Origin of the sequence: Burkholderia sp. L27(2015), from assembly GCF_009765705.1 — a bacterium.
Classification (GTDB): domain Bacteria; phylum Pseudomonadota; class Gammaproteobacteria; order Burkholderiales; family Burkholderiaceae; genus LMUX01.
Genome location: NZ_LMUX01000021.1, coordinates 1195810 through 1222696 on the forward strand (window position 1 = coordinate 1195810; position 26887 = coordinate 1222696).

At 60.5% G+C, this 26887-nt stretch carries 16 protein-coding genes; 10 read left to right on the forward strand and 6 right to left on the reverse strand.

What is annotated here, in order from left to right; translation table 11 throughout:
- Window positions 1-23: 23 nt before the first annotated feature.
- From GSQ77_RS23750 to GSQ77_RS23780, 7 genes are all read left to right on the forward strand, one after another.
- Window positions 24-200, forward strand: a complete 177-nt coding sequence (locus GSQ77_RS23750) for a hypothetical protein (protein ID WP_158905396.1) — start codon at window positions 24-26, stop codon at window positions 198-200.
- 226 nt (window positions 201-426) lie between these two features.
- Window positions 427-5664 (forward strand): alpha-2-macroglobulin, encoded by a 5238-nt coding sequence (locus GSQ77_RS23755; protein ID WP_158905398.1) that lies wholly within the window; start codon window positions 427-429, stop codon window positions 5662-5664.
- Window positions 5665-5676: 12 nt separating this feature from the next.
- Window positions 5677-8013, forward strand: coding sequence for a penicillin-binding protein 1C (pbpC, locus tag GSQ77_RS23760; protein WP_158905400.1), 2337 nt, complete (start codon window positions 5677-5679; stop codon window positions 8011-8013).
- Between the two features lie 227 nt (window positions 8014-8240).
- Window positions 8241-8909, forward strand: a complete 669-nt coding sequence (locus tag GSQ77_RS23765) for an HAD family hydrolase (protein WP_158905402.1) — start codon at window positions 8241-8243, stop codon at window positions 8907-8909.
- A 41-nt stretch (window positions 8910-8950) separates the two neighbouring features.
- Window positions 8951-9871, forward strand: a complete 921-nt coding sequence (locus GSQ77_RS23770) for a 2-deoxy-5-keto-D-gluconate 6-phosphate aldolase domain-containing protein (protein WP_158905404.1) — start codon at window positions 8951-8953, stop codon at window positions 9869-9871.
- A 26-nt stretch (window positions 9872-9897) separates the two neighbouring features.
- The gene (locus GSQ77_RS23775) at window positions 9898-12315 is read left to right on the forward strand and encodes a phosphoketolase (RefSeq protein ID WP_158905406.1); all 2418 of its coding nucleotides are present in this window, start codon (window positions 9898-9900) and stop codon (window positions 12313-12315) included.
- Between the two features lie 3 nt (window positions 12316-12318).
- On the forward strand, window positions 12319-13503 hold the full coding sequence (locus GSQ77_RS23780) for an acetate/propionate family kinase (protein ID WP_158905408.1): 1185 nt from the start codon (window positions 12319-12321) through the stop codon (window positions 13501-13503).
- Between the two features lie 3 nt (window positions 13504-13506).
- On the opposite strand, the gene GSQ77_RS23785 is transcribed toward GSQ77_RS23780, so the two are convergent.
- Window positions 13507-14391: a LysR substrate-binding domain-containing protein gene (locus GSQ77_RS23785; protein ID WP_158905410.1), complete on the reverse strand. Its 885-nt coding sequence runs from the start codon at window positions 14389-14391 to the stop codon at window positions 13507-13509.
- Window positions 14392-14801: 410 nt separating this feature from the next.
- Between GSQ77_RS23785 and GSQ77_RS23790 the strand changes: the two genes are divergently transcribed.
- On the forward strand, window positions 14802-15611 hold the full coding sequence (locus GSQ77_RS23790) for a TlpA disulfide reductase family protein (RefSeq protein WP_158905412.1): 810 nt from the start codon (window positions 14802-14804) through the stop codon (window positions 15609-15611).
- Between the two features lie 25 nt (window positions 15612-15636).
- Here GSQ77_RS23790 and GSQ77_RS23795 read toward each other — a convergent pair whose 3' ends face one another.
- Window positions 15637-16491 (reverse strand): methionyl-tRNA formyltransferase, encoded by an 855-nt coding sequence (locus GSQ77_RS23795; RefSeq protein WP_158905414.1) that lies wholly within the window; start codon window positions 16489-16491, stop codon window positions 15637-15639.
- A gap of 343 nt (window positions 16492-16834) precedes the next feature.
- Here GSQ77_RS23795 and GSQ77_RS23800 point away from each other — a divergent pair, with 343 nt between their 5' ends.
- Window positions 16835-17134 (forward strand): hypothetical protein, encoded by a 300-nt coding sequence (locus GSQ77_RS23800; protein ID WP_158906544.1) that lies wholly within the window; start codon window positions 16835-16837, stop codon window positions 17132-17134.
- A gap of 22 nt (window positions 17135-17156) precedes the next feature.
- Entirely contained in the window at window positions 17157-17714 is a 558-nt protein-coding gene (locus GSQ77_RS23805) for a YMGG-like glycine zipper-containing protein (protein WP_158905416.1), read from the forward strand.
- Between the two features lie 174 nt (window positions 17715-17888).
- On the opposite strand, the gene GSQ77_RS23810 is transcribed toward GSQ77_RS23805, so the two are convergent.
- The 4 genes from GSQ77_RS23810 to GSQ77_RS23825 are packed head-to-tail and all read right to left on the reverse strand — an operon-like array spanning window position 17889 to window position 26858.
- Window positions 17889-19388, reverse strand: coding sequence for an efflux transporter outer membrane subunit (locus GSQ77_RS23810; protein WP_174246484.1), 1500 nt, complete (start codon window positions 19386-19388; stop codon window positions 17889-17891).
- A complete protein-coding gene (locus GSQ77_RS23815; protein WP_158905432.1) occupies window positions 19381-22629 on the reverse strand; it encodes an efflux RND transporter permease subunit in 3249 nt (1082 codons plus the stop codon). The genes GSQ77_RS23810 and GSQ77_RS23815 overlap by 8 nt, the downstream gene beginning before the upstream one ends.
- Window positions 22630-22635: 6 nt before the next feature.
- Window positions 22636-25707 carry an efflux RND transporter permease subunit gene (locus GSQ77_RS23820; RefSeq protein WP_158905434.1) on the reverse strand — a complete coding sequence of 1024 codons (3072 nt, stop codon included), beginning with the start codon at window positions 25705-25707 and terminating at the stop codon, window positions 22636-22638.
- Window positions 25708-25733: 26 nt separating this feature from the next.
- The gene (locus GSQ77_RS23825; RefSeq protein WP_158905436.1) at window positions 25734-26858 is read right to left on the reverse strand and encodes an efflux RND transporter periplasmic adaptor subunit; all 1125 of its coding nucleotides are present in this window, start codon (window positions 26856-26858) and stop codon (window positions 25734-25736) included.
- Window positions 26859-26887 lie beyond the last annotated feature (29 nt).

Below are 26887 nucleotides of genomic sequence, written 5' to 3' on the forward strand. Positions count from 1 at the left end.
AACGTTCACCTGAGGATTTTAAAATGCTAGATCTCGAATACCTCAAGCAACATCCGCAGAGCGCGACGCCCGATCAGGTGCTGGAGCTGATTCGTCTGGTAGAACTATCGCGCAGTACTTTGCCCGATTATTCCGAGGCGGAGGCACAGGCGCAGGATGACGATGGCGCCATCGGCGACATCAAATCCATGCCGCGCTAGGCACACTGAAATTTTTAGGGATCCAGAATTTGGCGTCGCTCTTAAAACCGCTTCTAAACCCCGAAAAGATCATTTCCCGAAATAAGGAACCGCCTTTTGACAACAGTCACCATTGCGCTGCTAAATCCACCTTGACCGCCCATTGATCTTATTTTAATAATGCATTTCGGATTGCCGATCTGTCTCCGATAACAGTTCGTGCTTTCAAATCCTGGAGTGCACCGCAATGGTTAGCCGCCGAACAAGCTACATCCTCGTCTCATTATTGTTGGTCTGTGCGGTGGTTGCCTTTGCGATCTATCGGTACGTTCACACCGGGGCTACTCCCGAAGCGGCCAGCAGCACCGATGCGCCATTCAGCGTGGTCGACGCCGCTAACCGCGAGCTCGATGGCCACCCCGCGCTGGCCCTGACATTTTCGCAGCCGCTAGACACCCGTGGCGATTACGACCAGGTCATACGCGTGTTCAAAATGCCGGCTCCCGTCAACGCCAAGAAGCCTGGTTCCGGCGACGACGACGCGAACAACGACGGCGACACCGACTCCAACGGCAACCCGAAAGCCGCCAGCGAAGTCAGCACCGCGCCCGCATTGACCCAACTGGACGGTGGCAAGCAAATCACCGGCGCCTGGGTCGTCGGCGATAATCCCCGGCTGCTGTTCTTCCCGCATATCGAACCGTTGAGTCGCTATGTCGTGCAGGTGCAGGACACCCTGCGCGCCAAGGACGGCCGCACGCTCGGCCACGAAACGCGCTATTCGATCACTACCCCAGCGGTAACACCCGCCTACTATTTCGCGAGTCGTGGCATTGTGCTGCCGGCCAAGCAAAACGGTGGCCTGCCCGTGGTGACGGTCAACGTTCCCGAAGTCGACGTGCAGTTTCTGCGCGTGCGCGCCGACCAACTGCCGCGCTTTTTCGAGCGAGTGGTAGCCAGCTCGAAACCGGCAGCAACCGATGACCAAGACGCTACGCCCCCCGACGACGACGCAGACAACGACACCTCGCACGCCAACCTGCAAGGCGCCGTCAACAATTGGACGCTCGACTCGCTACACGCGATGACCGAAAGCGTATATCAAGGTCGTTTCGTGACGGAGCAACAGACCGACAAACGCAGCGTCACCTACTTGCCGGTCGAGGACATCAAGGAACTCAAAGAGCCGGGCATTTATGTCGCGGTGATGTCGCAGCCGGGACGTTTTGGCTACGAATACCAAACCACCTATTTTTACGTCAGCGACCTGGGTTTGCACCTGCGGTTGTTCGAACATCACGCGGACGCATTCGTGAGTTCGCTCACGGACGGCGACGGCGTTTCGGGCGTGGAGCTAACATGGCTCGATCAGCAGGGGAAAGTCCTGGCGCATGGCACGACCGATAGCGACGGCCACGCCGCGTTTGCCGAGCAGCCCACCGGCACGGCGCTCGTGCTGGCGAAAAAGGACGACCAGATGTCGATGCTCACGGTGCATGAGCCCGCGCTCGATCTTTCGGAATACGACGCGACCGGCCTGCCCTATAAATCCGTGCGTCTATTCGCCTGGAGCGGGCGCGACCTGTACCGTCCCGGCGAAACCTTCACGGTATCGGTGTTGGCGCGCGATGCCGATGGCCGTGCAGTACCCCCGCAGCCGATTCAGGCGACCCTGAAGCGTGCGGACGGCAAAGTCCAATTCGTCGCCAACTGGCAACCGGATTCGAAGCAGCCCGGTTACTTCAGCAAGGTTATCAGCCTGCCCGCCGATGCCCCGACCGGTTCCTGGTCGCTCGAACTACGCAACGACCCAGCCGACAAACTCGCGGGCACGGTGATGCGTTTTGGCGTCGAGGAATTCCTGCCCGAGCGCATGAAGCTCGACCTCTCCAGCACCGCCACAACACTAACGCCTGACCAGCCGTTCCGCGTGGCCGTGCACGGCACCTACCTGTACGGCGCGGCCGCCGCCGGCAACCGGCTGCTCGGCGTACTGGCATTCCAGCGCAATGCCAATCCGCTCGCGACCCGCTATCCGGGTTTCGAATTCGGCAATGCCAACGACAGCACGTTCTTCAACCGCCAGGAACTGGACGAGCAAAAGCTCGATGCGCAAGGTCGCACCACGCTCAACCTCGCACTCGCTCCGGCGGCCGGCGTGCATTCGCCGGTTACTGTGCGCGCTACGCTGAGCCTGCTCGAATCGGGCGGCCGCCCGGTGATCCGCACGCTAGAGCGCGTAATCTGGCCGGCGCCCGTGCTCACCGGCGTGCGGCCGCTTTACAGCGGCGACTATGCGGCCGAAGAGTCGCCGGCCGACTTCGAAGTCATCCGCGCCGATAGCAGCGGCACGCTCAAAGGCGAACGGGCGATGCCGGTGCGGTTGTTCCGCGAGAACCGCAATTATTATTGGCGCTTTGACGATCAGCGCGGCTGGAATTCAGGCTTCACCGAAACCGACGAACTGGTCGATACGCTCAGCGTCGATGTGCCCGATGGCGGGCGCGGCAAGCTGCGCGTGCCCGTTAAATACGGACGGTACCGGCTCGAGATTCTCGACCCGGTTACCGGCCAGACCATGATTTATCGCTTCTACGCGGGCTGGAGCGCGCAGGGCGACGAGACCACCGGCTCGCGACCCGATCGCGTGGCGCTCAAGCTCGATCGCGATGCCTATCGCGAAGGAGATACTGCCCATCTGACGATTTCACCGCCGCATGCCGGCACGGCGCTGGTCACGGTCGATGGCGATCGCACGCTGTGGACCAAGCGGATTTCAGTCAAAGGCGCGAGCCAGACGATCGATATCCCGGTCGATCCAGCTTGGCAGCGGCACGATTTGTATATTTCGGTGCTGGTGCTGCGCCCGGGCAATCAAGGCGATCTGGTCACACCGGCCCGCGCGTTGGGCCTGATCGCGTTGCCGCTTGCGCGCAGCGAGCGCAAGCTCGACGTGACGCTCGAGGCACCGCAGAAGATGAAATCGGAAACCACCGTCAAGGTCAAAATCAAAGTGCCTAACGCGAAAGGCGAGAAAGCACTGCTGACCTTGTCTGCGGTGGACGTGGGTATTTTGAACATCACCGGATTTACTGCACCCGACCCGTTCCAGTTCTTCTTTGGCCGGCTGCGTTACGGGGCCGATCTGCACGATATCTATGGTCGCCTGATCGAAAAAATGGCGGGCAAGAAGGGCCGGCTGAAGTGGGGCGGCGACACGACGCCGAAAGCCACGCCCAATCTACCGAAGAAGGTGCAACTGGTCGATATCTTCAACGGACCGGTTACGCTGGACGCCAATGGCGAAGCGGAAGTGCCGATAGCTTTGCCCGATTTCAACGGCACCTTGCGATTGACCGCGGTGGTGGCGACGGCCGACCGCTACGGCGAGAAAGATCAGGAAATGATCGTGGCGGCTCCGGTGATTGCCGAGTTGTCGACGCCCCGCTACGTCACGTTCGGCGACCGCTCCACGGTGGCGCTCGACGTGCAGAACCTGACCGGTGCCGCGCAACAGTTCAAGGTCGAACTCGGCGGGGACGATGGCCTGCAAGTGTCGAACGGCGTACGTGATCTCGCGTTGAAGGATCAGGAAAAGCAGACGCTGCGCTACACCGTGGACGCCGGTAACAAATCGGGGCTGCATAGCCTCACGGTAACCGTCAATGGTGGCCCGATCGCCATGACCCGGCATTACGCGCTGCAAGTCGAAGCGCCGACGCCAGCCCGCAGTGTGGTGCGACGCTATACGGTGGAGCCGGGCGCTGCCTTGCAGGTGATCGATCCTACCCTGGGCGGCTTGTATCCGGATTCGCTCAGCGCACATCTGCTCGTCTCGAACCAGCCGCCTATCGACGTGCGCGCCGCTGCGAAATGGCTGCTCGAATACCCATACGGCTGCGCCGAACAGGTCGCGAGCAGCGCCTACCCGTGGTTGTATATCGACGAGGCGGCAGCACGTCAGTACGGACTGAAACCTTATACCCGCGATCAGCGGGCGGAACGCATCGACTTCGCGGTCGCCAAGCTCGGGGGCTATCAGTCGGTGCGCGGCGGTTTCAACTTGTGGGGCAACGGCCCCGACGATTTCTGGCTGTCCGCTTATATAGTCGGCTTCTTGCAGGATGCCCGGGCGCAAGGTTTCAGCGTGCCGGACCGAATGATGCAAAAAGCGCTCGATTACCTGCTGCGTGGTCTGCAGGAAGGCAGCGCACAGGTGACGCCGCTACCCACCCATGTGACGCCCGCGCAGATGCGTGGCCTGATCGATGACTTTGCGCGCAACAATCGTAACTACGAAGGGTTGGTGCAGGCTGGCTATGTTCTTGCGCGCGAACGCAAAGCGCCGTTGTCGACACTGCGGCAGTTATTCGAGCAGCGCGCCTATGCCAATTCGGGCTTGGCGCTCGTCGAGTTGGGTATCGCACTGAACTTGATGGGCGATCAGGCACGCAGCCTGACCGCGCTGCAGGACGGCGTGCGTACCGACCGGCTGCCCGGCTATTGGTGGTGGGACTTCGGCAGTGACCTGCGCGATACGGCGTTGGAATATGTGCTGCTCGATCGCGATAAGATCACGGCGCCGGGCAGCGATCTGCTGGTCGGTAAAGTGGCCAACGCGCTGGCGGCGCGGGACGGTGATTACTACAGCACCCAGGAGCGTCTTGCTCTGTTCCGCATGGGCCGCGCTCTCGGCGATTCCAGTGGCCAGCCATGGACAGCGCAACTGGCGCGCAGTGCCGGCTCTCAAACCTTGAGCGACAAGACGACCGGCTTTGGCGACCTCAGTGTCGCCGACCTCAAGCAAGGAGTGACGCTGACCAACACGTCGGATAAACGGTTGTTCGTTGAAGTCGATATCAGCGGTAATCCGATTGCGGCGCCGGTCGCGCCCACGGGTGCGCAAAACCGCATCAATCTTGCCCGCGAGTATCTGCGTGCGGATGGCACGCTGCTGGCAGGTACGCCGCTCAAGGTTGGCGATACGGTGCTGGTCCATCTGAGCGCGAGTTCGGCCTCGGTGATCGGTTCGGCGTTGGTGGTCGACCGGATTCCCGCAGGTCTTGAGATCGAGAACACGAATCTGGTCAAGGATGCCGGTAGCGTAGGGCTGAAGGTGGGCGATATCGACGTGGCGGACGCGATGAATAGTTCGCAAATCCAGCATGTCGAATTCCGTGACGATCGCTTCGCGGCGGCGGTCAAGCTGGGCTGGGGCAAGCTCGATTTGTTCTACAGAGCACGGGTGGTCACGCCCGGCCAGTTCGGGGTGCCTCCGTTGTATGCGGAAGATATGTACCGTCCTTATGTGTATGGGGTCCTTTCGAATGGCGGTCAGTTGAGTATCAGCGACAGCGATACTGCTTCAACTGCCACGGCTGCTACGGCGCCTCGATCTACCGGGAAGGCCCCAGCCTCGGCGGCTTCGACTTCGGCTTCGGCCTCGCCACCGGCACCGGCTTCCGCAGCTGCGAGCGCGCAGTAAGCAGGCGCCACGATGGACCGAGTCCGACATTCCCGTCTGCGTATTGCCGCCGCCGTGTTGGTCCTGCTGTTCGTGAGCGGCTATGCGCTTGACCGCGCATTTCCACTACCGCCGCCGGGCCGCGACGCGCCATTTGCGTTGCTGGTGGCCGCACGAGACGGCACCCCGCTGCGCGCATTCCCCGATAAACATTATGTCTGGCGTCACCCGATCACACTGGCCGAAGTGTCGCCGCTTTATACCGAGGCGCTGATCGGTTATGAAGACCGCGCCTTCTGGTGGCACCCGGGGGTGAACCCGTTCGCCCTGGTACGTGCCGCCTGGCAGTGGGCGCGCTATGGCCGCGTGGTATCCGGCGGCTCGACCATCACGATGCAGGTAGCGCGCATCGTCGATCCGACGCCCCGTACGCTGCTCGGCAAATTGCATCAGATCCTGCGCGCCTTTCAGTTGGAGCTGCACTACTCCAAGCGCGAAATCCTGACGCTATATCTCAACTACGCGCCCATGGGCGGCGTGCTCGAAGGCGTGGAAGCCGCGAGCCGTGCCTACCTGGGCAAACCGGCCACGCGGCTAACGCACGCCGAGGCGGCGATGCTGGCAGTGTTGCCCCAAGCGCCGTCGCTGCTGCGTCCCGATCGGTATCCGCAGCGCGCCGGCCTGGCGCGCGACAAAGTGCTGCGGCGCATGACCGATCGCTGGAGCCCGGCGCAAATCCAGGACGCGCTTACCGAAACCGTCTACGCCCAGACCATCCGCGAGCCGATGTTGGCGCCGCTGTTGGCCGAGCGTCTGAAACGCACCAGCCACGGCAAACTCCGCATCGATACCACCATCGACGCGCAGATGCAGGAGAGCGTCGAGACCTTGCTGCTCGACCGCGCACGCAGCTTGCCGCCGCATGTTTCGAGCGCGGCACTGGTGATCGATAACGCCACCATGGAAGTGCGCGCTTACGCGGGTTCGGCCGATTTTGGCGATCTCGAACGTTTCAACTACGTCGACATGGTGCGGGCCTGGCGCTCGCCCGGGTCCACGCTCAAACCGTTCCTGTATGGATTTGCCATCGACGCCGGCTTGATCCACTCCGAATCGTTGCTGGCCGACGTGCCGCAATCGTTCGACGGTTACCAACCGGGCAACTTCGAGCAATCGTTTCATGGCGCGGTCAGTGCTTCGGAAGCGCTGGTGCGCTCGCTGAACGTTCCGGCTGTCGAAGTGCTCAACCAGTTCGGCGCCGACCGCTTTGTCGGCAAGCTAAGGCAGGGCGGTTTGAAGCTACGCTTCGCGCGCGGCGCAGAACCGAATCTGTCGGTGATACTGGGCGGCGCGGACGTCACGCTGGAAAATCTGGTGGGTTCCTACGCCGCGTTCGCGCGAGGTGGCATGGCCGGCACGCCACGTCTCACACCCGACGCGCCGCAAGCCGACCACCGGATGATGAGTGCGGGCGCGGCTTTCATCGTGCGCGATATTCTCGAGACCGGTGGCCCGGTTGGCCGCGCCGTCGAGGATCGTGGTGCAAACCGGGGCATTGCCTGGAAGACTGGCACGAGCTTTGGCTTTCGTGACGCCTGGGCGGTCGGCGTCAGCGATCGCTACACGATAGGCGTATGGGTGGGCCGCCCCGACGGCACGCCCAACCCGGGGTATTTCGGCGCGAATGTCTCGACGCCTTTGCTGATGGATTTGTTCGCGGCGCTATCTCACTCATTCGACGCACCGCCGGTGCTTGCCCGCACGCCGCCCCCGAACGTCACGCAAGCACGCATCTGCTGGCCATTGGGCACCCAGGCGGGTGCCCAGCCGGCTGACCTCTGTCCGATCGAGCGCACTGCCTGGCTGCTGGACGGCACCGCGCCGCCGACGTTTCCCGACTCGATCCGCGTCGGCGAACCGGTGCTGCATTACAGCGTCGATAGCGTGAGCGGCATGCGTGCCTCGCCCGATTGCACGGCTGACGTGCTGCGCCCGGCTGAAACCGCGCGCTGGCCCGCCGCGCTCGAACCGTGGCTGGATGCAGGATTGCTGCACCGCACCTTACCGCCGCCCTGGCAGGCGGGCTGCGTGCCCGTGGGCAGCGCAGGCAACGGGGCCGGTGGATTGGCCATCGAGGGCGCCAGCAGCGGCGAAGTCATCAGCCGGATCTATCAGGGCACGGCGCCGCGCTTGCATTTGCACGTCAATGGCGCACAGGGTTCGATCGGATGGCTGGTCAATGGCAAACTGATCGGTAATTCGCCTGCCAGCCAGGGCCAAACGGTGGAACTGGGCGAACCGGGGGCGTACGCCATTACGGCATTCGACGCGCGCGGACATTACGATCGCGTGACAATCAGCGTACGCTAAGCCCATGCGCTGAAGCGCTCCAGCCCGCACGCCTACTCGTGTCGCCGATACTGGGGAACAAATCGGGTCGGTCGGGCGTCTACACAGGCCAGATGCATAGGCGCAAAATGCTCCAACTGTGCCGACTCAACATCGTTGGCATGCAACATCGCAACATCGTTTCAATTCTCCCGTGCCGCGTTCGCTGCCTGGGTCCCTATAGCCTGCTAGCCGGAAAAGTGGCGCTCATGACTACACCCGAATCAACCGTATTCCTGATCGACGTCGACAATACCTTGCTCGACAACGATCATATCCAGCGCGACCTGCGGGAGCAGCTATTGCACACGGTGGGCACCGCGGAGTGCGACCGCTACTGGGAAATCATCGAAACGCTGCGCGAAGAGCTCGGTTACGTCGATTATCTCGGCAGCCTTCAGCATTTGCGCAAGGCCGGTGTGAACGATCTGCAATTGTTGCAGCTATCGACCTTCCTGATCGATTATCCGTTTTCCCAGCGTGTGTATGACCGCGTGCACGAGGCGCTGCGACACCTGCGGCAGTGGGGCCCCACAGTGATACTGTCGGATGGCGACGTGGTGTTCCAGCCGCGCAAAATCCACCATTCCGGGCTGTGGCAAGCCGTAGAGGGTCGCGTGCTTATTTACGTGCATAAAGAGCAGATGCTGGAACAGGTTGCACAAGCGTATCCGGCCCACCACTACGTGATGATCGACGACAAGCTGCGCATCCTGGCCGCCATGAAACAAATCTGGGGCGATCGTTTGACCACCATCTTCGTGCGCCAGGGCCATTACGCGCTCGACGATCACGCCAACGCCGCTTATCCCGCCGCCGATCTCAGCTTCGATCGAATCGGCCAGCTCATCGATTACCAGCCGCGCCCCCGAACGTAGTCGCCGCACTCGGGTTCGCGTCGACCACCCAGGGAGCCGCCATGCAAACCGGTTACGACAAAGCCTTGTACATACTGCCCTTCGATCATCGCAATTCTTACGTGAAATCGATGTTTCACTACACCTATCCGCTCAACACGGAACAGCAAGCCAAGGTCGAGGATAGCAAGCAGGTGATTTATCAGGGATTCCTTCAAGCGGTGACCGATAAGGTGGCCAAGGAAAACGCCGGCGTGCTCGTCGACGAAGAATTCGGCACCGAGATCTTGCGCGACGCGCGCAAGCAAGGGTATGTGACGGCGGTCTCAGTCGAGAAAAGCGGCTCTAACGAATTTCATTTTGAATACGGCGATCAGTTCGCTGAGCACATCGAAACCTTCGATCCCACTTTTGCCAAAGTACTGGTGCGTTACAACCCGGGCGATGACGCGCAGATGAATCGACGCCAGACCGAACGGCTCAAAACGCTTTCGGATTATTGTCGCAACGCCAGCCGGTGGTTGATGTTCGAATTGCTGGTCCCCGCGACCGATGATCAACTCAAGAGCGTGCAGGGCGACAAGGACGCGTATGACTCGAAGCTGCGTCCACAATTGATGCTGGACGCGATACGTGCGCTGCAGGACGGCGGCGTGGAGCCGGCCGTCTGGAAGATCGAAGGACTGGATAAACGCGAGGACTGCGAGCGGATCGTCGCGCTGGCACGCCGCGATGGCCGCGATCATGTGAGTTGCATCGTGCTGGGCCGCGGCGCCGATGACAAGAAAGTGGTCGGCTGGCTGCAAACCGCAGCGGGCGTCGACGGTTATATCGGTTTCGCCGTGGGGCGCACCAGTTTCTTCGGCGCGGTATCCGACTACGAGTCCAAAAAAGTGAGCCGCGAGGAAGCGGTGCGCCGCATAGCGACCCAATATGCCGGCTGGATCGATAGTTTCGAACAAGCGCAGACCAAGCGCACCTGAAGGCATGTCGGTTCAAGGAGTGACAGATGGGCGAGACCAACACAAACCCGAACGCAAACGCGATCACCAATCCGATCACCCTTGCCGCCGAGGAATTGCGCAAAATGCACGCCTATTGGCGCGCCTGCAATTACCTCGCAGTCGGGATGATTTATCTGCGTGCCAACCCTCTGCTGCGCGAACCGCTTAAACCGGAGCACATCAAAAATCGCCTGCTCGGCCATTGGGGTTCGGATCCGGGCCAGTCTTTCCTGCTGGTGCACCTGAACCGGCTGATCAAGAAGCTCGATCTCGACCTTATCTATATCGCGGGCCCCGGGCACGGTGCGCCGGCTACGCTGGCCAGCTGCTACCTCGAAGGTCACTACTCGGAAATCTACCCCGACCGCAGCCTCGACGAGGCGGGCATGCTGCGATTCTTTCGGCAGTTTTCCTTTCCTGGCGGCATTGGGTCGCATTGCACGCCCGAGACGCCCGGCTCGATCCACGAAGGCGGCGAGCTCGGTTACAGCCTGTCGCACGGCTATGGCGCGGCGTTCGACAACCCCGATTTGATCGTCACCGTGATGGTCGGCGATGGCGAAGCGGAGACTGGACCGCTGGCCACCTCCTGGCATTCAAACAAATTTCTGAATCCGATACGCGATGGCGCAGTGTTGCCGGTGCTGCATTTGAACGGCTACAAAATCGCCAACCCGACTATATTGGCTCGCATCCCGCGCGAGGAGCTCGAAGCGCTCTTCGTCGGGTATGGCCACCGGCCCTATTTTGTCGAGTGCGACGATCCTGACGATACCGATGCCATGCATCAGAAAATGGCCGCGACCTTGGAACACTGCATCACCGAGATTCGCGCCATCCAGCAGCACGCGCGTTCGACCGGCCGAGCCGAGCGGCCACGCTGGCCGATGATCGTGCTGCGTTCGCCCAAGGGTTGGACGGGCCCCAAGGAAGTCGACGGGCACAAGGTGGAAGGCTCCTGGCGTGCGCATCAGGTGCCGGTTCTCGATCCAGTGAGCAACAAGACCAGCCTCAAGATTGTCGAACACTGGATGAAAAGCTATCGGCCGGAAGAGCTGTTCGATGACACCGGGCGGCTTGCGCCCGAGCTGCGCGACATGGCGCCCAGCGGCGCGCGGCGCATCAGCGCGAACCCACACGCAAACGGCGGGTTGGTGCGCAAGGAACTCGATATGCCGCCGTTTCGCGAGTACGGCGTCAAGTTCAAATCGCCTGCATCGTCCTACGTACCGACCACCGAAGTGCTGGCCAGATTTCTGCGCGATGTCATGCGGCGCAACATGACCAACTTCCGTGTCTTTGGCCCTGATGAAACGGCCAGCAATCGTCTTACCGCGATCTACGAAGTATCGAAAAAAACATGGCTCGCGCAGACCAAGCCCGAAGACGCCGACGGCGGTGAACTCGCGCTCGACGGCCGCGTCATGGAGATGTTGAGCGAGCACACCTTGGAAGGGTGGTTCGAAGGCTATGTGCTGACCGGCAGGCATGGCTTCTTCGCGACCTACGAAGCGTTCGTGCATGTGATCGATTCGATGTTCAACCAGCACGCGAAGTGGCTGGAAAAATCGAAACTCGAACTCGGATGGCGTGCGCCGGTTCCGTCGCTCAATCTGCTGATCACGTCGCTGGTGTGGCGTCAGGATCACAACGGCTTCACCCATCAAGACCCGGGGTTTCTCGATGTGGTCACCAACAAGAGCCCCGAGGTGGTGCGCATCTACCTGCCGCCCGATGCCAATTGCCTGCTCAGCGTGGCCGACCATTGCCTGCGCTCGCGCGACTATGTGAACGTGATCGTGGCCGATAAGCAGCCGCATCTGCAATATCTCGACATGGCCTCGGCGGTAACGCATTGCACCAAGGGCATCGGTATCTGGGAGTGGGCATCTACCGACGAGAAAGGCGAGCCGGACGTCGTGATGGCTTGTGCCGGCGATATCGCGACGATGGAGTCGCTGGCGGCCGTCAAGATTCTCAAGGAAAAGTTTCCCGATCTGAAAATCCGCTTCGTGAATGTGGTTGATCTGTTTCGGCTGATGCCGGACTCGGCTCACCCGCACGGCCTTTCCGAACGCGACTTCGATTCGCTGTTCACCAAGGACAAACCGGTGATCTTCAACTTTCACTCCTATGGGGCGCTGGTGCATAAATTGACCTACAACCGCACCAATCACGAAAACATGCACGTGCATGGCTACCATGAGAAGGGCAATATCAATACGCCGCTCGAACTTGCCATCATCAACCAGGTGGACCGTTTCGATCTCGCGATCGATGTGATCGACCGGGTTCCGCGGCTGCAGGTGATCGGCGCACATGTGAAAGAGTGGCTGCGCGACCAGATCGTCGAGCATCTGAACTACGCGCATACGGAAGGCATCGACAGCGAAGCGATCCGCAACTGGACCTGGACGAAATAAGCGATGCCGCAGTCATCAACCGTGCATGCGCAGACGATTCTGGTTTTGAACAGCGGCTCCTCGTCGTTGAAGTTCGGATTGTTCGAAGCGGCCAAGGACGACAATAAGGACGGCAATAAGAACGACGAGGTGTTATTGCTGGAGGGGAGCGCAGAAGGGATAGGCCGCGCCGACGGCTGTTTGCAGATGCGTTCCGCCGACGGTACGGTGAATGTACAGCGCAGTCATTTGATGGAATCGCAAACCGACGCGTTGAGCAAACTGGCCGAGGTATTGGCGGAGTATGGACACACAAGGCCGGTGGCGGTCGGGCATCGCGTGGTGCACGGCGGCCCGAATTTGCGCACGCATCAGCGGTTGACGCCGCAGGTATTGCAGCAGCTGAAGGCGGCGATCCATTTCGCGCCGCTACATATTCCCCCGGCCTTGGATTTGATCGAACAGGCTTCGAAAATATTTGGCGACGCCGAGCCGATAGTCTGCTTCGATAACGCATTTCATCGTTCGATGCCGCCGGTGGCGGCGCATCTGCCGTTGCCGCAGCGCTATTTCGACGCGGGTGTGATTCGTTATGGTTTTCATGGCTTGTCCTATGAATCGTTGGTGTATCGGCTGGGAGCCGATTTGCCGAAGCGGGCGGTGTTTGCGCATTTGGGCAACGGCTCGAGCGTGTGCGCCGTGCGCGACGGTAAGTCCATCGATACTTCGATGGGGCTTACGCCAACCGGTGGCGTGCCGATGGGGACGCGTAGCGGCGACCTCGATCCAGGGGTGTTGCTCTATTTGATGCGCAGCGAGTCGCTCGATGCGGATGGGCTGGAGAAGCTGCTTAATCGCGAGTGCGGCTTGGCGGGGCTGGCGGATGGTGAAAGCGATATGCAGGCGTTGGCCAAGCGCATCGCGCACGGCGACGCCGATGCGGAGCTCGCCGTGGAGGTGTTTTCTACGGCCGTGCGCAAATATGTGGGCGCCTACGCGGCGCTGATGGGCGGCCTGGATTTGCTGGTGTTCACCGGCGGGATAGGCGAGCACAGCGAGGACGTGCGCCGGCGCATTTGTGGTGGATTGGGGTTTCTCGGCATATCAGTTGACGAGCACGGCGGCTCAACCGGTAAGTGCCGGGTGATGAAGGCTGAAGAGGAACTGCAGATGGCGCGTCACTGTCGGCAGTTGTTGGCCGGCGCTTAGCCGTTAATTTTGCGATTTCACCCAATCGCTGAATAGCTGCGCCGCAGGCGAGATCGCACGGTCGGCAGGCCATACGAGGTAATAGCCTCCGCAAAGGCAGACCGCAGCATCGGACGCTTTGACCAGGGCGCCGCTTTCTATCAACGAGGCGGTCAGGTACTCCCAACCAAGGATGAGCCCGTTCCCGAGCACGGCCATCTGCACCAGCGTGGCGTAGTGGTTCGCCGTAACCGTGCGTTGTAACTTGCGCGCTTTCACGCCGCAATGTTCGAACCATGCGGACCAGTCCATCCACAGCTGTTCATCGGCCGACAGCAGTGTTTTGTCGACCAATTCCGCCGGCGGCAGAAGCTTGCCGTTGAGGTATTCGGGCGAGCAGAGCGCAAAGACCGTCTCATTGAAAATGTGCTCCGTATGAAGCCCTTCTCGATGATTGTGTTGCAGGTGGTAAATCCCTATATCGAATTCAGCAGCTGAAAACATGGCCACCGAGTCACGCGAGACGATACGAATTTGAACGCCTGGATACTTCGCCATGAAGTCTGCAATGCGCGGCGCGAGCCAGAACACGGCGACGCCCGATGCACACCCGATCGTGAGATCCATCCGCCCGCGCGCTTTCATCAATTCGGTCGTGACTAGCGAGCACTCTTTGAGCAGCCCTTGGACATGTTCACCATATTGCCGTCCGGTAACCGTCAGTTTCAGGCGACGATGTTCGCGGATGAACAGCGTCCTGCCGAGGAATTGCTCCAACTGGACTATCTGTCGGCTAACCGCGCTCGCGGTGATTTCCAGCTCGGTTGCCGCACGCGTGATACTGCTGTGTCGCGAAACAGCCTCAAAGGCGATGAGACACTGTAGTGGTGGAAGATTGGGGATGCGCAAACGACGATGCCTCTTGCCGCGTCGCCAGGAATTTGCTTGACACTGTCAAACGCACTTTTTGGCCGGCTGCTGAATGCACAGAGGCGGGAAACGCCAATGCGCCAATAAATGAAAACCCGGCCAGATTATATTCAACTGACCCGTATAAAACCCCGGCATGCCGACCTGATATGAGAATATTCTTGGTGAGTCTATCTGTGCCTACCTGTGTCTATCGCCCTTAGCGCTTTCGGGCGACTCGTCAGCGACGCTGGAGTCGAGACGATCGAGCACGGTTCTGAGTCGAGTGAGCATAGAGAGGGCGTCGACCGATCGATAGACTGATCGCTCTCTATTTACTTGATCCCAGTGAGGTACCGAATGCCAGGTTTCGCTAGAATTCTGCAAGAGCATGCCGCTCTACCTACACGATGAAACTAGGGCCGTTGGTAATACCTATCCATTCGCTGATCTTCTGTCTCAGTTTGCTCGCCGCGTTCGTCGTGCTACGGATGGTAGAGCGCCCCGGTGCGCGCACCGAGCGCGCGTTCTGGTGGATCCTCGCAGTGGGGCTGTTCACAGCGCGCCTCGTCTTCGTGCTTCGCTACCTTCCTGCTTATGCGGAACGCGTAGAGACGATCTTCGATATCCGTGATCTCGGCTTCGATGCGGTGGCCGGTCTGGTTTCGGCAGCGTGTGTGGCGACCGTGTTTTTGCTGCGCTCGCGTGCGATGCGTAAGCCGCTTGTAGCGGGGATCGCCGCCGGTGTTTTCGCGTGGGGCGTCGCAACGGCTGCGGCAGATTCTTCTGGTGCGGTGCAGACGGTACCTGCGATTTCACTCGCCAATGTGAGCGGCGGCGTCGAGCCGTTGTCGGGGGGCGATGGCAAGCCGACGATAGTCAACCTGTGGGCGACCTGGTGCCCACCGTGTCAGGCCGAGATGCCGGTGCTTGCCCAAGCGCAATCCGAAAATCCTGGCATACACCTGGTGTTCGTGAATCAGGGGGAAACGCGGCAAAACGTCGCGGAGTATGTCGAGGCGCACGGTATGCAGCTACAGCATTCGTTGCTCGATCCGAGCCTGCAAGTCGCCAGGGCCGTCGGCGCGGTAGGCTACCCGACCACGCTGTTCTACGACGCCAATGGGCGCTTGCTGGATGTGCACCTGGGATCGTTCTCCAAGGCGACGCTCCAACTCGCGATGCAAAAGTTTTATGCGTCGGCTCAAACGCCTCCCTGATGAACGCTCAACAAGGGACGATCAACTACCGGCCAATGTTGCTTAGCGCATTCGCTTCGATCGAGCTCCACTCGACCAATCCGATGAAACCGTCGGGGACGGCAATCACCAATCTGCGATGTTGGACGTGTACCAGGCTCCCCGGCGCATACGCGTGCGTTTCGGTCCAGCCCACGGCACGGCGCACAAAGACGGATGTCCCATTGATCTTGGCCTTGCATTCATAGAGACCGTACGCTCGCACGAGGCGTAGTATCGCGGCAACGGGGCGCGCGAAATCGATCGTGCGCTGTTCCTCGGTCAGACGCGGCCAATAGCTGCCCCCCAATTGCGGTCGCGCGGCATTCCAGAGATTGAGAAAATGGGCGGCCACATGGGTCGCGAGTCGCTGCGACGCCATCTCGATTTTCAGGCAGATGCTTTCGTGCGATTCATCCTCGCACAACGGAAAAATATCCTGAGCCAGGATATCGCCCTCGTCGAATTTCGGCGACACCTTGTGGCATGTCACGGCCCATATTTTCTCCTCGTTGAGGATCGCCTGGATCGCGGGGTAGGGACCCCGACCTTTGGGCAGCAACGAGGGATGGAAATTGATGGCGTAAGGGATATACCGCGACCAGTCGCCGATCTTCCAGTCATAGCTCGCAACGATCAAAATGTCGCAGCCGATCTCGCCCAAGTGCTGCAGATCCGATTCCTGCATGCGTGACAATTGCACTGGGACGTTGAGCGCGTTGGCTCGGGCGACGACGTTGGTATTGTGATTGAAGTGCCCATCGACTGGCACAGTGAACACTTTGACCGGTGTCCAGCCCGCTTGAACAAACGCCTCGAGCACGTTCAAGGAACGGTCGATGCAGGTAATTGCAAAACGCATAATCAAACGCCGAAAAAGGGTGCGTTCATTCTATTGCTTGCTGACCAAAAGTCCACGACGCGTCGTTACGTAGAATTACGGCGGCACGATTGCGCGCAGGTTGGCGCCGCGGAAAACAGCGCCCAGATGCATGCTTATAACAGGGTCGGATTTCCGGAAACCCGTGTCATAACGGCGTAACATGTAGAAAAAATTGCTTACTTAACTGTAATTGTATTGGACCCCTAGTGGGGTTACGATAGCTTCGGGCTTATATCTCATCATAACGATTGGGTGCCCGGCTCGGCTGCGAGTCGCTCACCGTCAGGGGATCAGCGTGGATCGAAAAATTTTGCGGTTTGGCATGGCGCTTGCTGCATTGAGCGTGTGCTGCGTAAGTAGTCCTTCTTATGCACGCGTCGCAGTGGGTGTTTACGTTGGGCCCGGTTACCCCTATTATTACGGGCCGCCGGCGGTACCGTATTATTATCCGCCCGTGGTGGAAGTACCCGTTGCGCCGCCCGTCTACGTCGAGAATGACCAAGCGTCGGCCGCGCCGGGTTCGTGGTATTACTGCGATGCGTCGAGGACTTACTATCCGTACGTGAAGCAGTGTGCGGCAGGTTGGCGCGAAGTTCCCGCCCAGCCCGCCCCCTCCAATTGACCATACTCTCGACATTGCACAGATGAAATACACCACACTAGCGGGACTCATCGCACTGACGTTTATCAGTGCCTGTACCGTGGCCCCGACGGGTCCGAGTTTCACGGCCCTCCCAGGCAGGGGAAAAACGTTCGATCAATTCCGAACCGACGATGCTTCATGCCGGCAATATGCCGACAGTCAAATGGGTGGTGTTACGCCAGGGCAGGCTTCCGGTCAAAGTGCCCTGGGCAGTGCGGCTTTGGGAACCGCACTTGGAGCTGCTGCGGGTGCGGCCTTTAATGGCGGCCGTGGCGCAGCGGTAGGTGCGGGTGCGGGCTTGTTGGCGGGTAGTTTGTTCGGTGCGAACGCCGCGCAGGCTTCGGGTGCCAGCGTGCAGCAACGTTACGACGGCGCGTATGCACAATGCATGTACGCGGCAGGCGAGCGCATTCCTTCGTCGGGAGGCCAGCAAGGCGCTGGCGGCTATGCGCCAGCTCCGCCGCCCGGATATTCGGCTCCGCCCCCGGGTTATTACGCTCCGCCGCCGGGCTACTATGCGCCGCCTCCGGGCTACGCTCCGCCGCCCCCCGGCTATTAATTGCTTGGGCTGATCGATCTCTAAAGCCGGTCCTTAGGGACTATCCTTGAGGTCGATCTTGATCGGTGGTGATTGAGTGCCCATCATCGTGAGATAAATCGGCAAGTTGAGTAGATATTCGATCGGTAAAGAAAAGGGAGCAGATGCTACGCCGTAGCACTGCTCCCTTTTCTTTTACTTGGCCGTGCTTGCCGACGCAGGCTGCGTGCTCGCCGATTCCGTCACGCTCCCCACACTACCCACGCTGGTTTGTTCCCCGCTCCATCCGCCGCCCAGGTTCTTGATCAGCAGCACTTCATTTTGTGCCACTTGCCCTTGGGCGTCTCGTTGACCTTGCTCTGCTGTCAGCAAGGTCAACTGCTGAGTCAGCAGATTTTGCTCGCTGGCCGTGCCTGCGCTGAGTTGTGCTTGTTCGCTGTTGAAGAGCAGCACATTGCGCTGATAGACGTTTTGAAACGCGCGGGCCTGATCGTTCAGATGATTGACGGACGACAAGCTATCCTCGACGTTTTGAAACGCCGTCAGTACGGCCTGCCGGTAGTCGGCGGCGTCCTGGTCGTAAGTCGCTTCGGCCTCATGCACTGCGGCAGTCCGAGCGCCGCCGTCCAGCACAGTCGCGGCGAGGTCCGGCCCCAAGGTCCAGACACGGCTGGGCAAGGTGAACAGGTGGGCCAGCGTATTCGCTTCGAAGCCGCCTTGCGCGCTCAAGTTCAGGGTCGGGAAAAACGCCGCCTTCGCCACGCCTATCCGCGCGTTCGCGGACGCTGCGGTACGCTCCGCTACGACCACGTCGGGACGCCGTTCGAGTAGCACCGACGGAATGACAAGCGGGATATCCGGAGCCGCGTACGTATAGCTCGGCTGCGGCGCAATCGAGAAATTCGCGGGCGGCACGCCGATCAGTACGGCGATGGCATGTTCCTCCTGCTCGCGCGCGATCTTCGAGGTCTGGAGATTGGCGATCACGCTTTCGAGCGTGTCTTCCGCAATCAACAAAGTGTCGTTGGATGCAATGCCTTGTTGATAGCTGGCGCGCGTCAGGTCGAGCAAGCGCACGTCGACACGCTGTTGCTTCTCGAGCAGGTCGACGTCGATGTCGTCCTGACGCAAGGCCAGGTAATCGGTCGCGACGCTCGCCGCGATGGACAGGCGCTCGCCGGCGAGTTGCGCATCGGTTGCCTGCAGATTCTCCTTGCCCGATTCGATTTGGCGCCGGATTCCACCCCAGAGATCAGGCTCCCAGCTCGCCGCGAGGCTTGCACTGGTGCTGTTGCGTATGCCACCGTTGGCGACCGCGCCGATGGTCGAGCCACTTGCGCTATTGGTCTTGCTGCGGCTGCCGGAAATATCAGCCGAGACGGTCGGGAAAAGACTGGATCGGTCGGCATCGACTTCGGCCTGGGCAAAGCGATAAGCCGCTTCGGCCGCCACGATGGACTGGTTCGCCTTGAGCGACTGCTCCACGAGGTGCGTCAATTGCGGATCGTTAAAGACCAGCCACCACTGGCTATCCAGCGCGCCTTGCGGATTGGCGGCGCTGCGTTGCCAGTTTGCGCCTTCCTTGAAACCGGTCGGCAACTCGACTTTGGGCTGATGATAATCGGGGCCTATGGTGCAACCGGCGAGGAGCAGCGCTGCAGCAAGCGCGCCGCTGCGCTTCGTTAGCTTATTCATCGTCATGCTCCCTTCCTGCTTTCCTGCGTCTGCGCAGGCGTTGATCGGCTCGGTCGAGCCAGAGGTAAATGACGGGCGTGGTATAGAGCGTCAACATTTGGCTGAAAAGAAGGCCGCCAATGATCGCGATACCCAAGGGCTTGCGAAATTCGGCCCCGTAGCCCGAGCCGAACACCAACGGTACCGCGCCCAGCATCGCCGCGATCGTGGTCATCATGATGGGACGAAAGCGCACCAGGCACGCGCGCACGATGGCCTCTTCGGCGGATAGGTGGTTCTTGCGCTCTTCGGTAATGGCAAAGTCGATCATCATGATCGCATTTTTCTTGACGATACCGATCAGCAAAATGACACCGACCAGCGCGATGATCGTCAATTGCGTGCCGGTGAGCAGCAATGCGATCAATGCCCCCACGCCGGCCGATGGCAGCGTCGACAAGATCGTGAGCGGATGCATCAGGTCCTCGTAGAGGATGCCGAGCACGATATAGACGCACAGCACCGCCGCCAGCACCAGCAGCGGCTCGCTGGCCACCGACTGCTGGAACACCTGCGCGGTGCCCGCAAACGACCCGGTGACGCTCGCCGGCATGCGCAATTGGGCGACTGCTGCCTCGACTTGCTGGGTCGCTTGCCCGATCGAGGCGCCCGGACTCAAGTTAAACGAAGCGGTGACCGCGGGGAACGTACCTTGGTGATTGATCGAAATGGCGGTTTTCTGGATCGTGAACGCGGCCATGGCCGATAGCGGCACGAGCGCCTGCCCGTTGGATAGCGCAGCGGTCGCCGGCGTGCCCGCTTGGGCCGTCGAGAATCTCGATGCTGTTGCGGTGGTAGCCTGCATACTGGATGCAGCCGACGCCGTAGTGCTCGCTGCACCGGAGCCCGCATTGGCGCCACTACCGGTTGCGCTGGGCGCTCCGGCAGGAATATAGATTGCCTTCAACGCCGCCGGATCGGTCCAGTATTCGGGCGCCAGTTCCATCACCACGTGGTACTGGTTTGCGGCCCTGTAGATAGTCGAAACCTGCCGTTGCCCGAACGCGTCGTAAAGCCCCTGGTCGATCGAATCGAAGTTCACGCCCATGCGTGCTGCCGTGTCGCGATTGACGTTGACCGCCGCCTGCATGCTGTTGTCCTGCTGGTCGGTGTTGACATCGCTTAGCGCCGGCAGCTTTTTCATTGCATCGACGACCTTCGGGACCCACGTGTCGAGATCAGCCTGATCGTCGGCCGTCAACGTGTACTGATACTGGGCTCCGCTTTGCCGGCCACCCACCGTGATGTCCTGAGCCGACTGTAGAAAGAGCCTCGCGCCGGGAATATTGCCCAGCGTGCGACGCAACTGGTTGATCACTTCATCGGCGGTGGCATGGCGCACGCCGAGTGGTTTCAGCGATACGAACATCTGCGCGCTATTGATCGCGTTGTTACCGCCGACAAAGCCGCCTACCGTGTCGACGTTGGGATTGGTCAAGACGAGCTGATTGATCTTCTGGAATTTCTGCTGCATGGCGTGATACGAAATGCTTTGCGACGCTTGCACCATGCCGATCAACCGACCCGTGTCCTCCTGCGGAAAGAAACCTTTGGGCATGAGAATAAACAGCAGCACGTTCAAGACGACCACGAGTATCGTCACGATTGCCATGAGCAACGGGTGGCGTATCACCCATCCGAGCGTGCGTTCATAGAATCGATGAAAACGCGAATCGGGATGGTCCGATCGCCCATGCTCGCGCTTCTCCCACTTTGCGCCGCTCTTGCTCTTGAACGCAATGCTGGCGAGCATCGGCGTGACCGTCAACGAGATCACCATCGACATCACGATCGCGACAGACAGCGAGATCGAAAACTCGCGGAACAGGCGCCCGACAATGCCGCCCATCAACAGCAGCGGGATAAACACAGCGATCAGCGAAATACTGATCGTCAACACTGTGAAACCCACCTCTTGCGCGCCGGCAAGCGCGGCTTCCACGGGCGATTCGCCAAGCTCCAGATGGCGCGTGATGTTTTCGACGACCACGATGGCGTCGTCGACCACGAACCCCGTCGAAATGGTCAACGCCATCAACGACAAATTATTCAGGCTGAAGCCCAGGAAATACATAACGCCGAAGGTGCCCAACAATGACAAAGGCACGACGATCGCCGGCACCAACGTGGTTCGCCAGTCTCGAAAGAAGGCGAACGTGACGGCGGTCACGAGAACGATGGAAATCAGCAGCGTGATTTCGACCCCGGTCAGCGACGCCCGAATGGTCGTGGTGCGGTCCATCAGGATGCCGAGCTTGATGGTCGGCAGGATCGAAGATTCCAGAAACGGCAACGCGGCCTTCACGTTGTTGACCGTGTCGATCACGTTGGCGCCCGGCTCCTTGAACACGACCAGCAGCACCGCTGGTTTGCCGTTCGATAAACCGTAGTTCTCCAGGTTTTCGACGTCCTGCCGCACATAGCCGAGATCGGAGATATGCACGACGTCGCCATTGTTCTGCTTGACGACGAGCGGACCGTAGTCGCTCGTGTTGTACAGCATGTCATTGGCGCCGACGTTATACGACTGGCCGTTGGCCGACGTCCAGCCCTTGGGCAAATCGACATTGGCATTGGCGAGCGTGGTGCGGATCTGTTCGAGGCTGATGCCATAGTGGCTGACGCGGTTCGGGTTCAGCTCGATGCGTACCGCGGGCAGGGCGCCGCCGCCCACCGTGACGTCGCCGACCCCCGGCGTCTGCAACAGCTTTTGCTGCAGCACCGTGGAAGCCGCATCGTATAACTGGCCGCGCGTGGCCGAATCGGAGGTCAGCGAGATAATCAGGATCGGCGCATCTGCCGGGTTGACCTTGCGATACGTCGGATTGCCGTCGAGATTACTAGGCAGGTTGGAGCGCGCCGCATTGATCGCGGCCTGCACGTCGCGCGCCGCGCCATCGATGTTGCGGTTCAGGTCGAACTGCATGGTGATGCGCGTCGAGCCCAGCGAGCTGACCGACGTCATCTGCGTGATGCCGGAGATTTGCCCGAACTGGCGCTCGAGCGGGGTGGCCACCGAACTCGACATGGTGGTCGGGTCGGCACCGGGCAATTGCGCCGTGACGTTGATGCTCGGGAAGTCGACCTCGGGCAAGGGTGCTACGGGCAACAGCTTGAACGCCAGCATCCCCGCCAACGCAATGGCGATGGCGATCAGTATGGTCGCAACCGGGCGCCGGACGAACGGTTCTGACAGGTTCATCCCGGCTTACTCCTCGACCAGACGATCGCGCCGGCCGAAAAAGCCCTCGATGCGGTGCATCGCCAGGTAAATCACAGGGGTCGAAAAGAGCGTCAGCAACTGGCTGACCAGCAAGCCGCCGATGATCGTGATGCCCAAGGGATGGCGCAGCTCGGAACCCATGCCGGTACCGAACGCGAGCGGCACCGCGCCGAACAGCGACGCCATCGACGTCATCAGGATAGGCCGGAAGCGCAGCTCGGCTGCGCGCCGGATCGCCACGAGCGGCGTCGCGCCTTCGTTGCGTTCCATCTCCAGCGCGAAGTCGATCATCATAATCGCGTTCTTCATCACGATACCGATCAACAGCACGATACCGATCAAGCCGATGATGTCGAACTGCGTGCCCGTGATCAGCAGTGCCAGCAGCGCACCGAGTGCGGCCGACGGCAGCGTCGAGAGGATGGTGACCGGGTGGATGAAACTTTCGTACAGTATCCCGAGCATCAGATACACGACGATGATGGCGGCGGCGACCAGGAACGCTTCGTTGGACAAGGACGACTGGAACGTCGCCGCCGACCCTTCGAGCGTGGCCTGCACCGTCGCGGGCAGTCCGATTTCCTGCTCGACTTGCGTCAGACGCGACACCGCCGCGCCCAGGGTATTGCCGGGAGCCAGGTTGAACGAGACATCGGCGTAGGGGAATTGGCCTTCGCGGTTGATCGTCACCGGGGCTTGGATGATCTGCATCGTTGCCATGCTGGACAGCGGCGCAACGCCGCCGGAAGCCGTATCGACATAGAGCCCGTTCAACATGGTGGAGATGTTGTCGGGATCCCTGTCGGCGGCGAGCACCACATGGTATTGATTCAACTGCGTGAAGATGGTCGACACCTGCCGCTGGCCGAACGCGTCATACAGCACATCGTCGATGGCTTGCGGCGTGACGCCCAGGCGCGATGCTGTATCGCGGTCGAACGTCAGTTGGATCTGGTTGCCTTGTTGCGAAGCCTGGCTTTGCACATCGGCGAAAATCGGATCCTTTTTCAGCGCCGCGATCAGCTTGCCGGTCCATAGCGAGAGCACAACGGGATCGGTCGCCTGCAAACCCAAACGATACGTCGTGGTCGAGATCGAATCGTCGAGCGTCAGATCCTGCACCGGGTGAAGGAACAGATGCATGCCGGGCGTGTTGGCGTTCGAGTCCGACAAGCGCCGGATCACTTCCGCGCTGCTGCTGCGATCGCCTTTGTCCTTGAGATTGATCAGGATGCTGCCCTGATTGATCGTCGGATTGGTCTGGTCGATGCCGACGAACGAAGACAGGCTCGTGACCGCCGGGTCTTTCAGGATCTGCGTGACGAGTTGCTGTTGCTTGACCGCCATCTGCTGGAAGGAGATGGTCGGTGCGGCCTGCGAAATACCTTCGAGCAGCCCTGTGTCCTGCTCGGGGAAAAAGCCCTTCGGCATCAGGAACAGGATCAGGAAGGTCAGCGCGGTCGTAATGGCCACCGAGATCAGCGTCAGCACGCGATGTTCCAGCACCCAGTCCAGCCCTTGCACATAGCGCCCATTGATGCGGTCGAAGAAATCGGCCTTGTGCTCGGCGTTCGCGTTGTGCGATTTGAGCATGCGCGAGCACATCATGGGCGTGAGCGTCAAACACACGAGCGCTGATATCACGATGGCCACGGCGAGCGTAAGCGCGAATTCGCGAAACAGGCGGCCGACCACATCGCCCATGAACAGCAGCGGGATCATCACGGCGATCAGCGAGACCGACAAGGAAATGATCGTGAAGCCGATTTGCTTGGCGCCTTTGAGCGCCGCGTCGAGTGGGGTGTCGCCGGCCTCGATGTAGCGTGTGATGTTCTCGATCATCACGATCGCATCGTCGACGATGAAGCCGGTGGCGACCGTGAGCGACATCAAGGTCAGGTTGTTCAGCGAGAACCCGAGCAGATACGACACGGCGAGCGTGCCGACCAGCGTGAGCGGCACGGTGACGGCGGGAATGATCGTTGCGGGTATGTTGCGCAGGAACAGGAAAATCACCATCACGACCAGCCCGACAGCGGTGGCCAATTCGTACTGAACGTCGGTCACCGAGGCGCGGATCGTTTGCGTGCGGTCGGTCAGCACATCAACCTTCAGCGTCGCCGGCAGGCCGGCGCGCAATTGCGGCAGCAGCTTCTGGATCCGGTCAACCACATCGATCACGTTGGCGCCCGGTTGGCGCTGGATGTTCAGCACGATCGAAGGCGTGCTGTTGGTCCAGGCGGCTTGCTGGATATTCTCCGGGCCCTGGATCGAATGGGCAATTTGCGAAATGCGGATCGGCGCACCGTTCTTGTACGCGATGATCAAACTGGTGTAATCCTCGGCCGATTGCAACTGATCGTTCGCGCCTATCGAATACGATTGAACCGTGCCGTCGAGATTGCCCTTGGCCTGATTGACGTTGGCGTTGCCCAGCGCGGTACGCACATCGTCGAGCGACATGCCGAGCGAGTTCAGCGCACTCGTGTTGGTTTCGATGCGCACGGCCGGCCGCTGGCCGCCGCTGATCGTCACCAGGCCCACGCCGGAAATTTGCGAGATTTTCTGCGCCAGCCGCGTGTCGGCCAAATCCTCGATCTTCGTGAGCGGCAGTACGTCGGAGGTGAGCGACAGCGTCAGCACCGGTGCGTCGGCGGGGTTGACCTTGCTATAGACCGGCGGATAGGGCAGGTTGGCAGGCAGGAAACTGGCCGATGCATTGATGGCTGCCTGGACCTCCTGCTCCGCCACATCGAGCGACAACGACAGGTCGAACTGCAGCGTGATGACCGAAGCGCCGTTCGAACTCGTCGAGTTCATCGTCTTCAAGCCCGGCATCTCGCCGAACTGGCGTTCGAGTGGCGACGTGATGGACGAGCTGGTCACATCGGGGCTGGCACCCGGATATTGCGTGTAGACCTGGATCGTCGGGTAATCGACCTCGGGCAGCGCGGAAACCGGCAGCAGGTGATACGCGAGCAGGCCAACGAGCAGCATCGCGACCATCAACAGGGTCGTCGCGATCGGGCGTTCGATGAACGGGCGTGAAATATTCATGGCAGTAGCGTCGGTGACTGCATCGATCAATGCGCCACGACTTTCACGAGCGAGCCAGTGTCGAGCTTGTCCGCGCCATCGGTAACTACTTGCTCGCCGGGCTTGATGCCGTTGTTGAGTATCGTGGTGTCATCCAGGTAGGACGGCCCCGATTTCACATTGCGCAGCGTCACCTTGTTGTTGGCGCCGACCACGAAGACGAAATCGCCATTCGAGCCGTGTTGAATGGCCGCGGTGGGCACCACGGGCACCTGGTTGAGCGTATCGGCTTGCATGCGCGCATTGACGAACTGGTTAGGGAACAAGGTGTCGGCGCCGGTCGGGAAGGTCGCCTTGACCTTGACGGTGCCGGTTGCCGTGTCCACCTGGTTGTCGAGCGCGAGCAAGGTGCCGGTGGCAAGCAGATTTTTCTTGTCCCGATCGAACGCGGTCACGGGCACGGGGCCGCGCGCCATCGCTTGATGGATCTGACCGAGATAGTCTTCGGGCACGGCATAGACTACGGTGGCCGGGCTGAGTTGCGTGATGACTGCGACGCCGGTCGTGGCGGCCGTCGTTACATAGTTGCCCGGGTCGACGAGGCGCAAGCCGACCACACCATCGACCGGCGAGGTTATCGTGCAATAGCTGACCTGCACTTGTAGATTCTTGACGTTGCCGGCGTCCGACTTCACTGTGCCTTCGTCTTCTTGTACTGTGGCGACCTGCGTGTCTAGCGTTTGCTGCGTGATCGAGCCGACTTTAATCAACTGCTGGAAGCGGACCAGATCGACCCGGGCATTGGCCAGTGCTGCCTGGTCGTGCGCGAGCGTGCCCTGCGCTTGCAGCAACTGCGCCTCCAGCGCACGCGAATCGATCGTGGCAATCACTTGCCCCGCTTTGACCCGCTGGCCTTCCTTGAAGTTGACCGTGTTCAGGATGCCATTGACCTGGGTGACCACGGTAATGGTGCGAGTGGGGGTGACCGTGCCCAGCGCGTCAATATAGACGGGGACATTCGCCAACTTCGCAGCGACCGCGGTTACCGGTGTGGCAGGCGGCGGCGCGACCGGTTTTTTGGCGTTGTGGAAATGAAGAAATACGATCACTGCCAATACAAGCAACAGCACGACGGAGCCAGCCCATAGCCGGCTTTTCGATCTTGCCTTCATATATTCCTTTTTTGACTGTTCGCCCTAAA

Coding starts and splice junctions, on each gene's coding strand:
- GSQ77_RS23750 (WP_158905396.1), top strand. CDS start 24: ATGCTAGATCTCGAATACCTCAAGCAACATCCGCAGAGCGCGACGCCC.
- GSQ77_RS23755 (WP_158905398.1), top strand. CDS start 427: ATGGTTAGCCGCCGAACAAGCTACATCCTCGTCTCATTATTGTTGGTC.
- pbpC (WP_158905400.1), top strand. CDS start 5,677: ATGGACCGAGTCCGACATTCCCGTCTGCGTATTGCCGCCGCCGTGTTG.
- GSQ77_RS23765 (WP_158905402.1), top strand. CDS start 8,241: ATGACTACACCCGAATCAACCGTATTCCTGATCGACGTCGACAATACC.
- GSQ77_RS23770 (WP_158905404.1), top strand. CDS start 8,951: ATGCAAACCGGTTACGACAAAGCCTTGTACATACTGCCCTTCGATCAT.
- GSQ77_RS23775 (WP_158905406.1), top strand. CDS start 9,898: ATGGGCGAGACCAACACAAACCCGAACGCAAACGCGATCACCAATCCG.
- GSQ77_RS23780 (WP_158905408.1), top strand. CDS start 12,319: ATGCCGCAGTCATCAACCGTGCATGCGCAGACGATTCTGGTTTTGAAC.
- GSQ77_RS23790 (WP_158905412.1), top strand. CDS start 14,802: ATGAAACTAGGGCCGTTGGTAATACCTATCCATTCGCTGATCTTCTGT.
- GSQ77_RS23795 (WP_158905414.1), bottom strand. CDS start 16,491: ATGCGTTTTGCAATTACCTGCATCGACCGTTCCTTGAACGTGCTCGAG.
- GSQ77_RS23800 (WP_158906544.1), top strand. CDS start 16,835: ATGGCGCTTGCTGCATTGAGCGTGTGCTGCGTAAGTAGTCCTTCTTAT.
- GSQ77_RS23805 (WP_158905416.1), top strand. CDS start 17,157: ATGAAATACACCACACTAGCGGGACTCATCGCACTGACGTTTATCAGT.
- GSQ77_RS23810 (WP_174246484.1), bottom strand. CDS start 19,388: ATGAATAAGCTAACGAAGCGCAGCGGCGCGCTTGCTGCAGCGCTGCTC.
- GSQ77_RS23815 (WP_158905432.1), bottom strand. CDS start 22,629: ATGAACCTGTCAGAACCGTTCGTCCGGCGCCCGGTTGCGACCATACTG.
- GSQ77_RS23820 (WP_158905434.1), bottom strand. CDS start 25,707: ATGAATATTTCACGCCCGTTCATCGAACGCCCGATCGCGACGACCCTG.
- GSQ77_RS23825 (WP_158905436.1), bottom strand. CDS start 26,858: ATGAAGGCAAGATCGAAAAGCCGGCTATGGGCTGGCTCCGTCGTGCTG.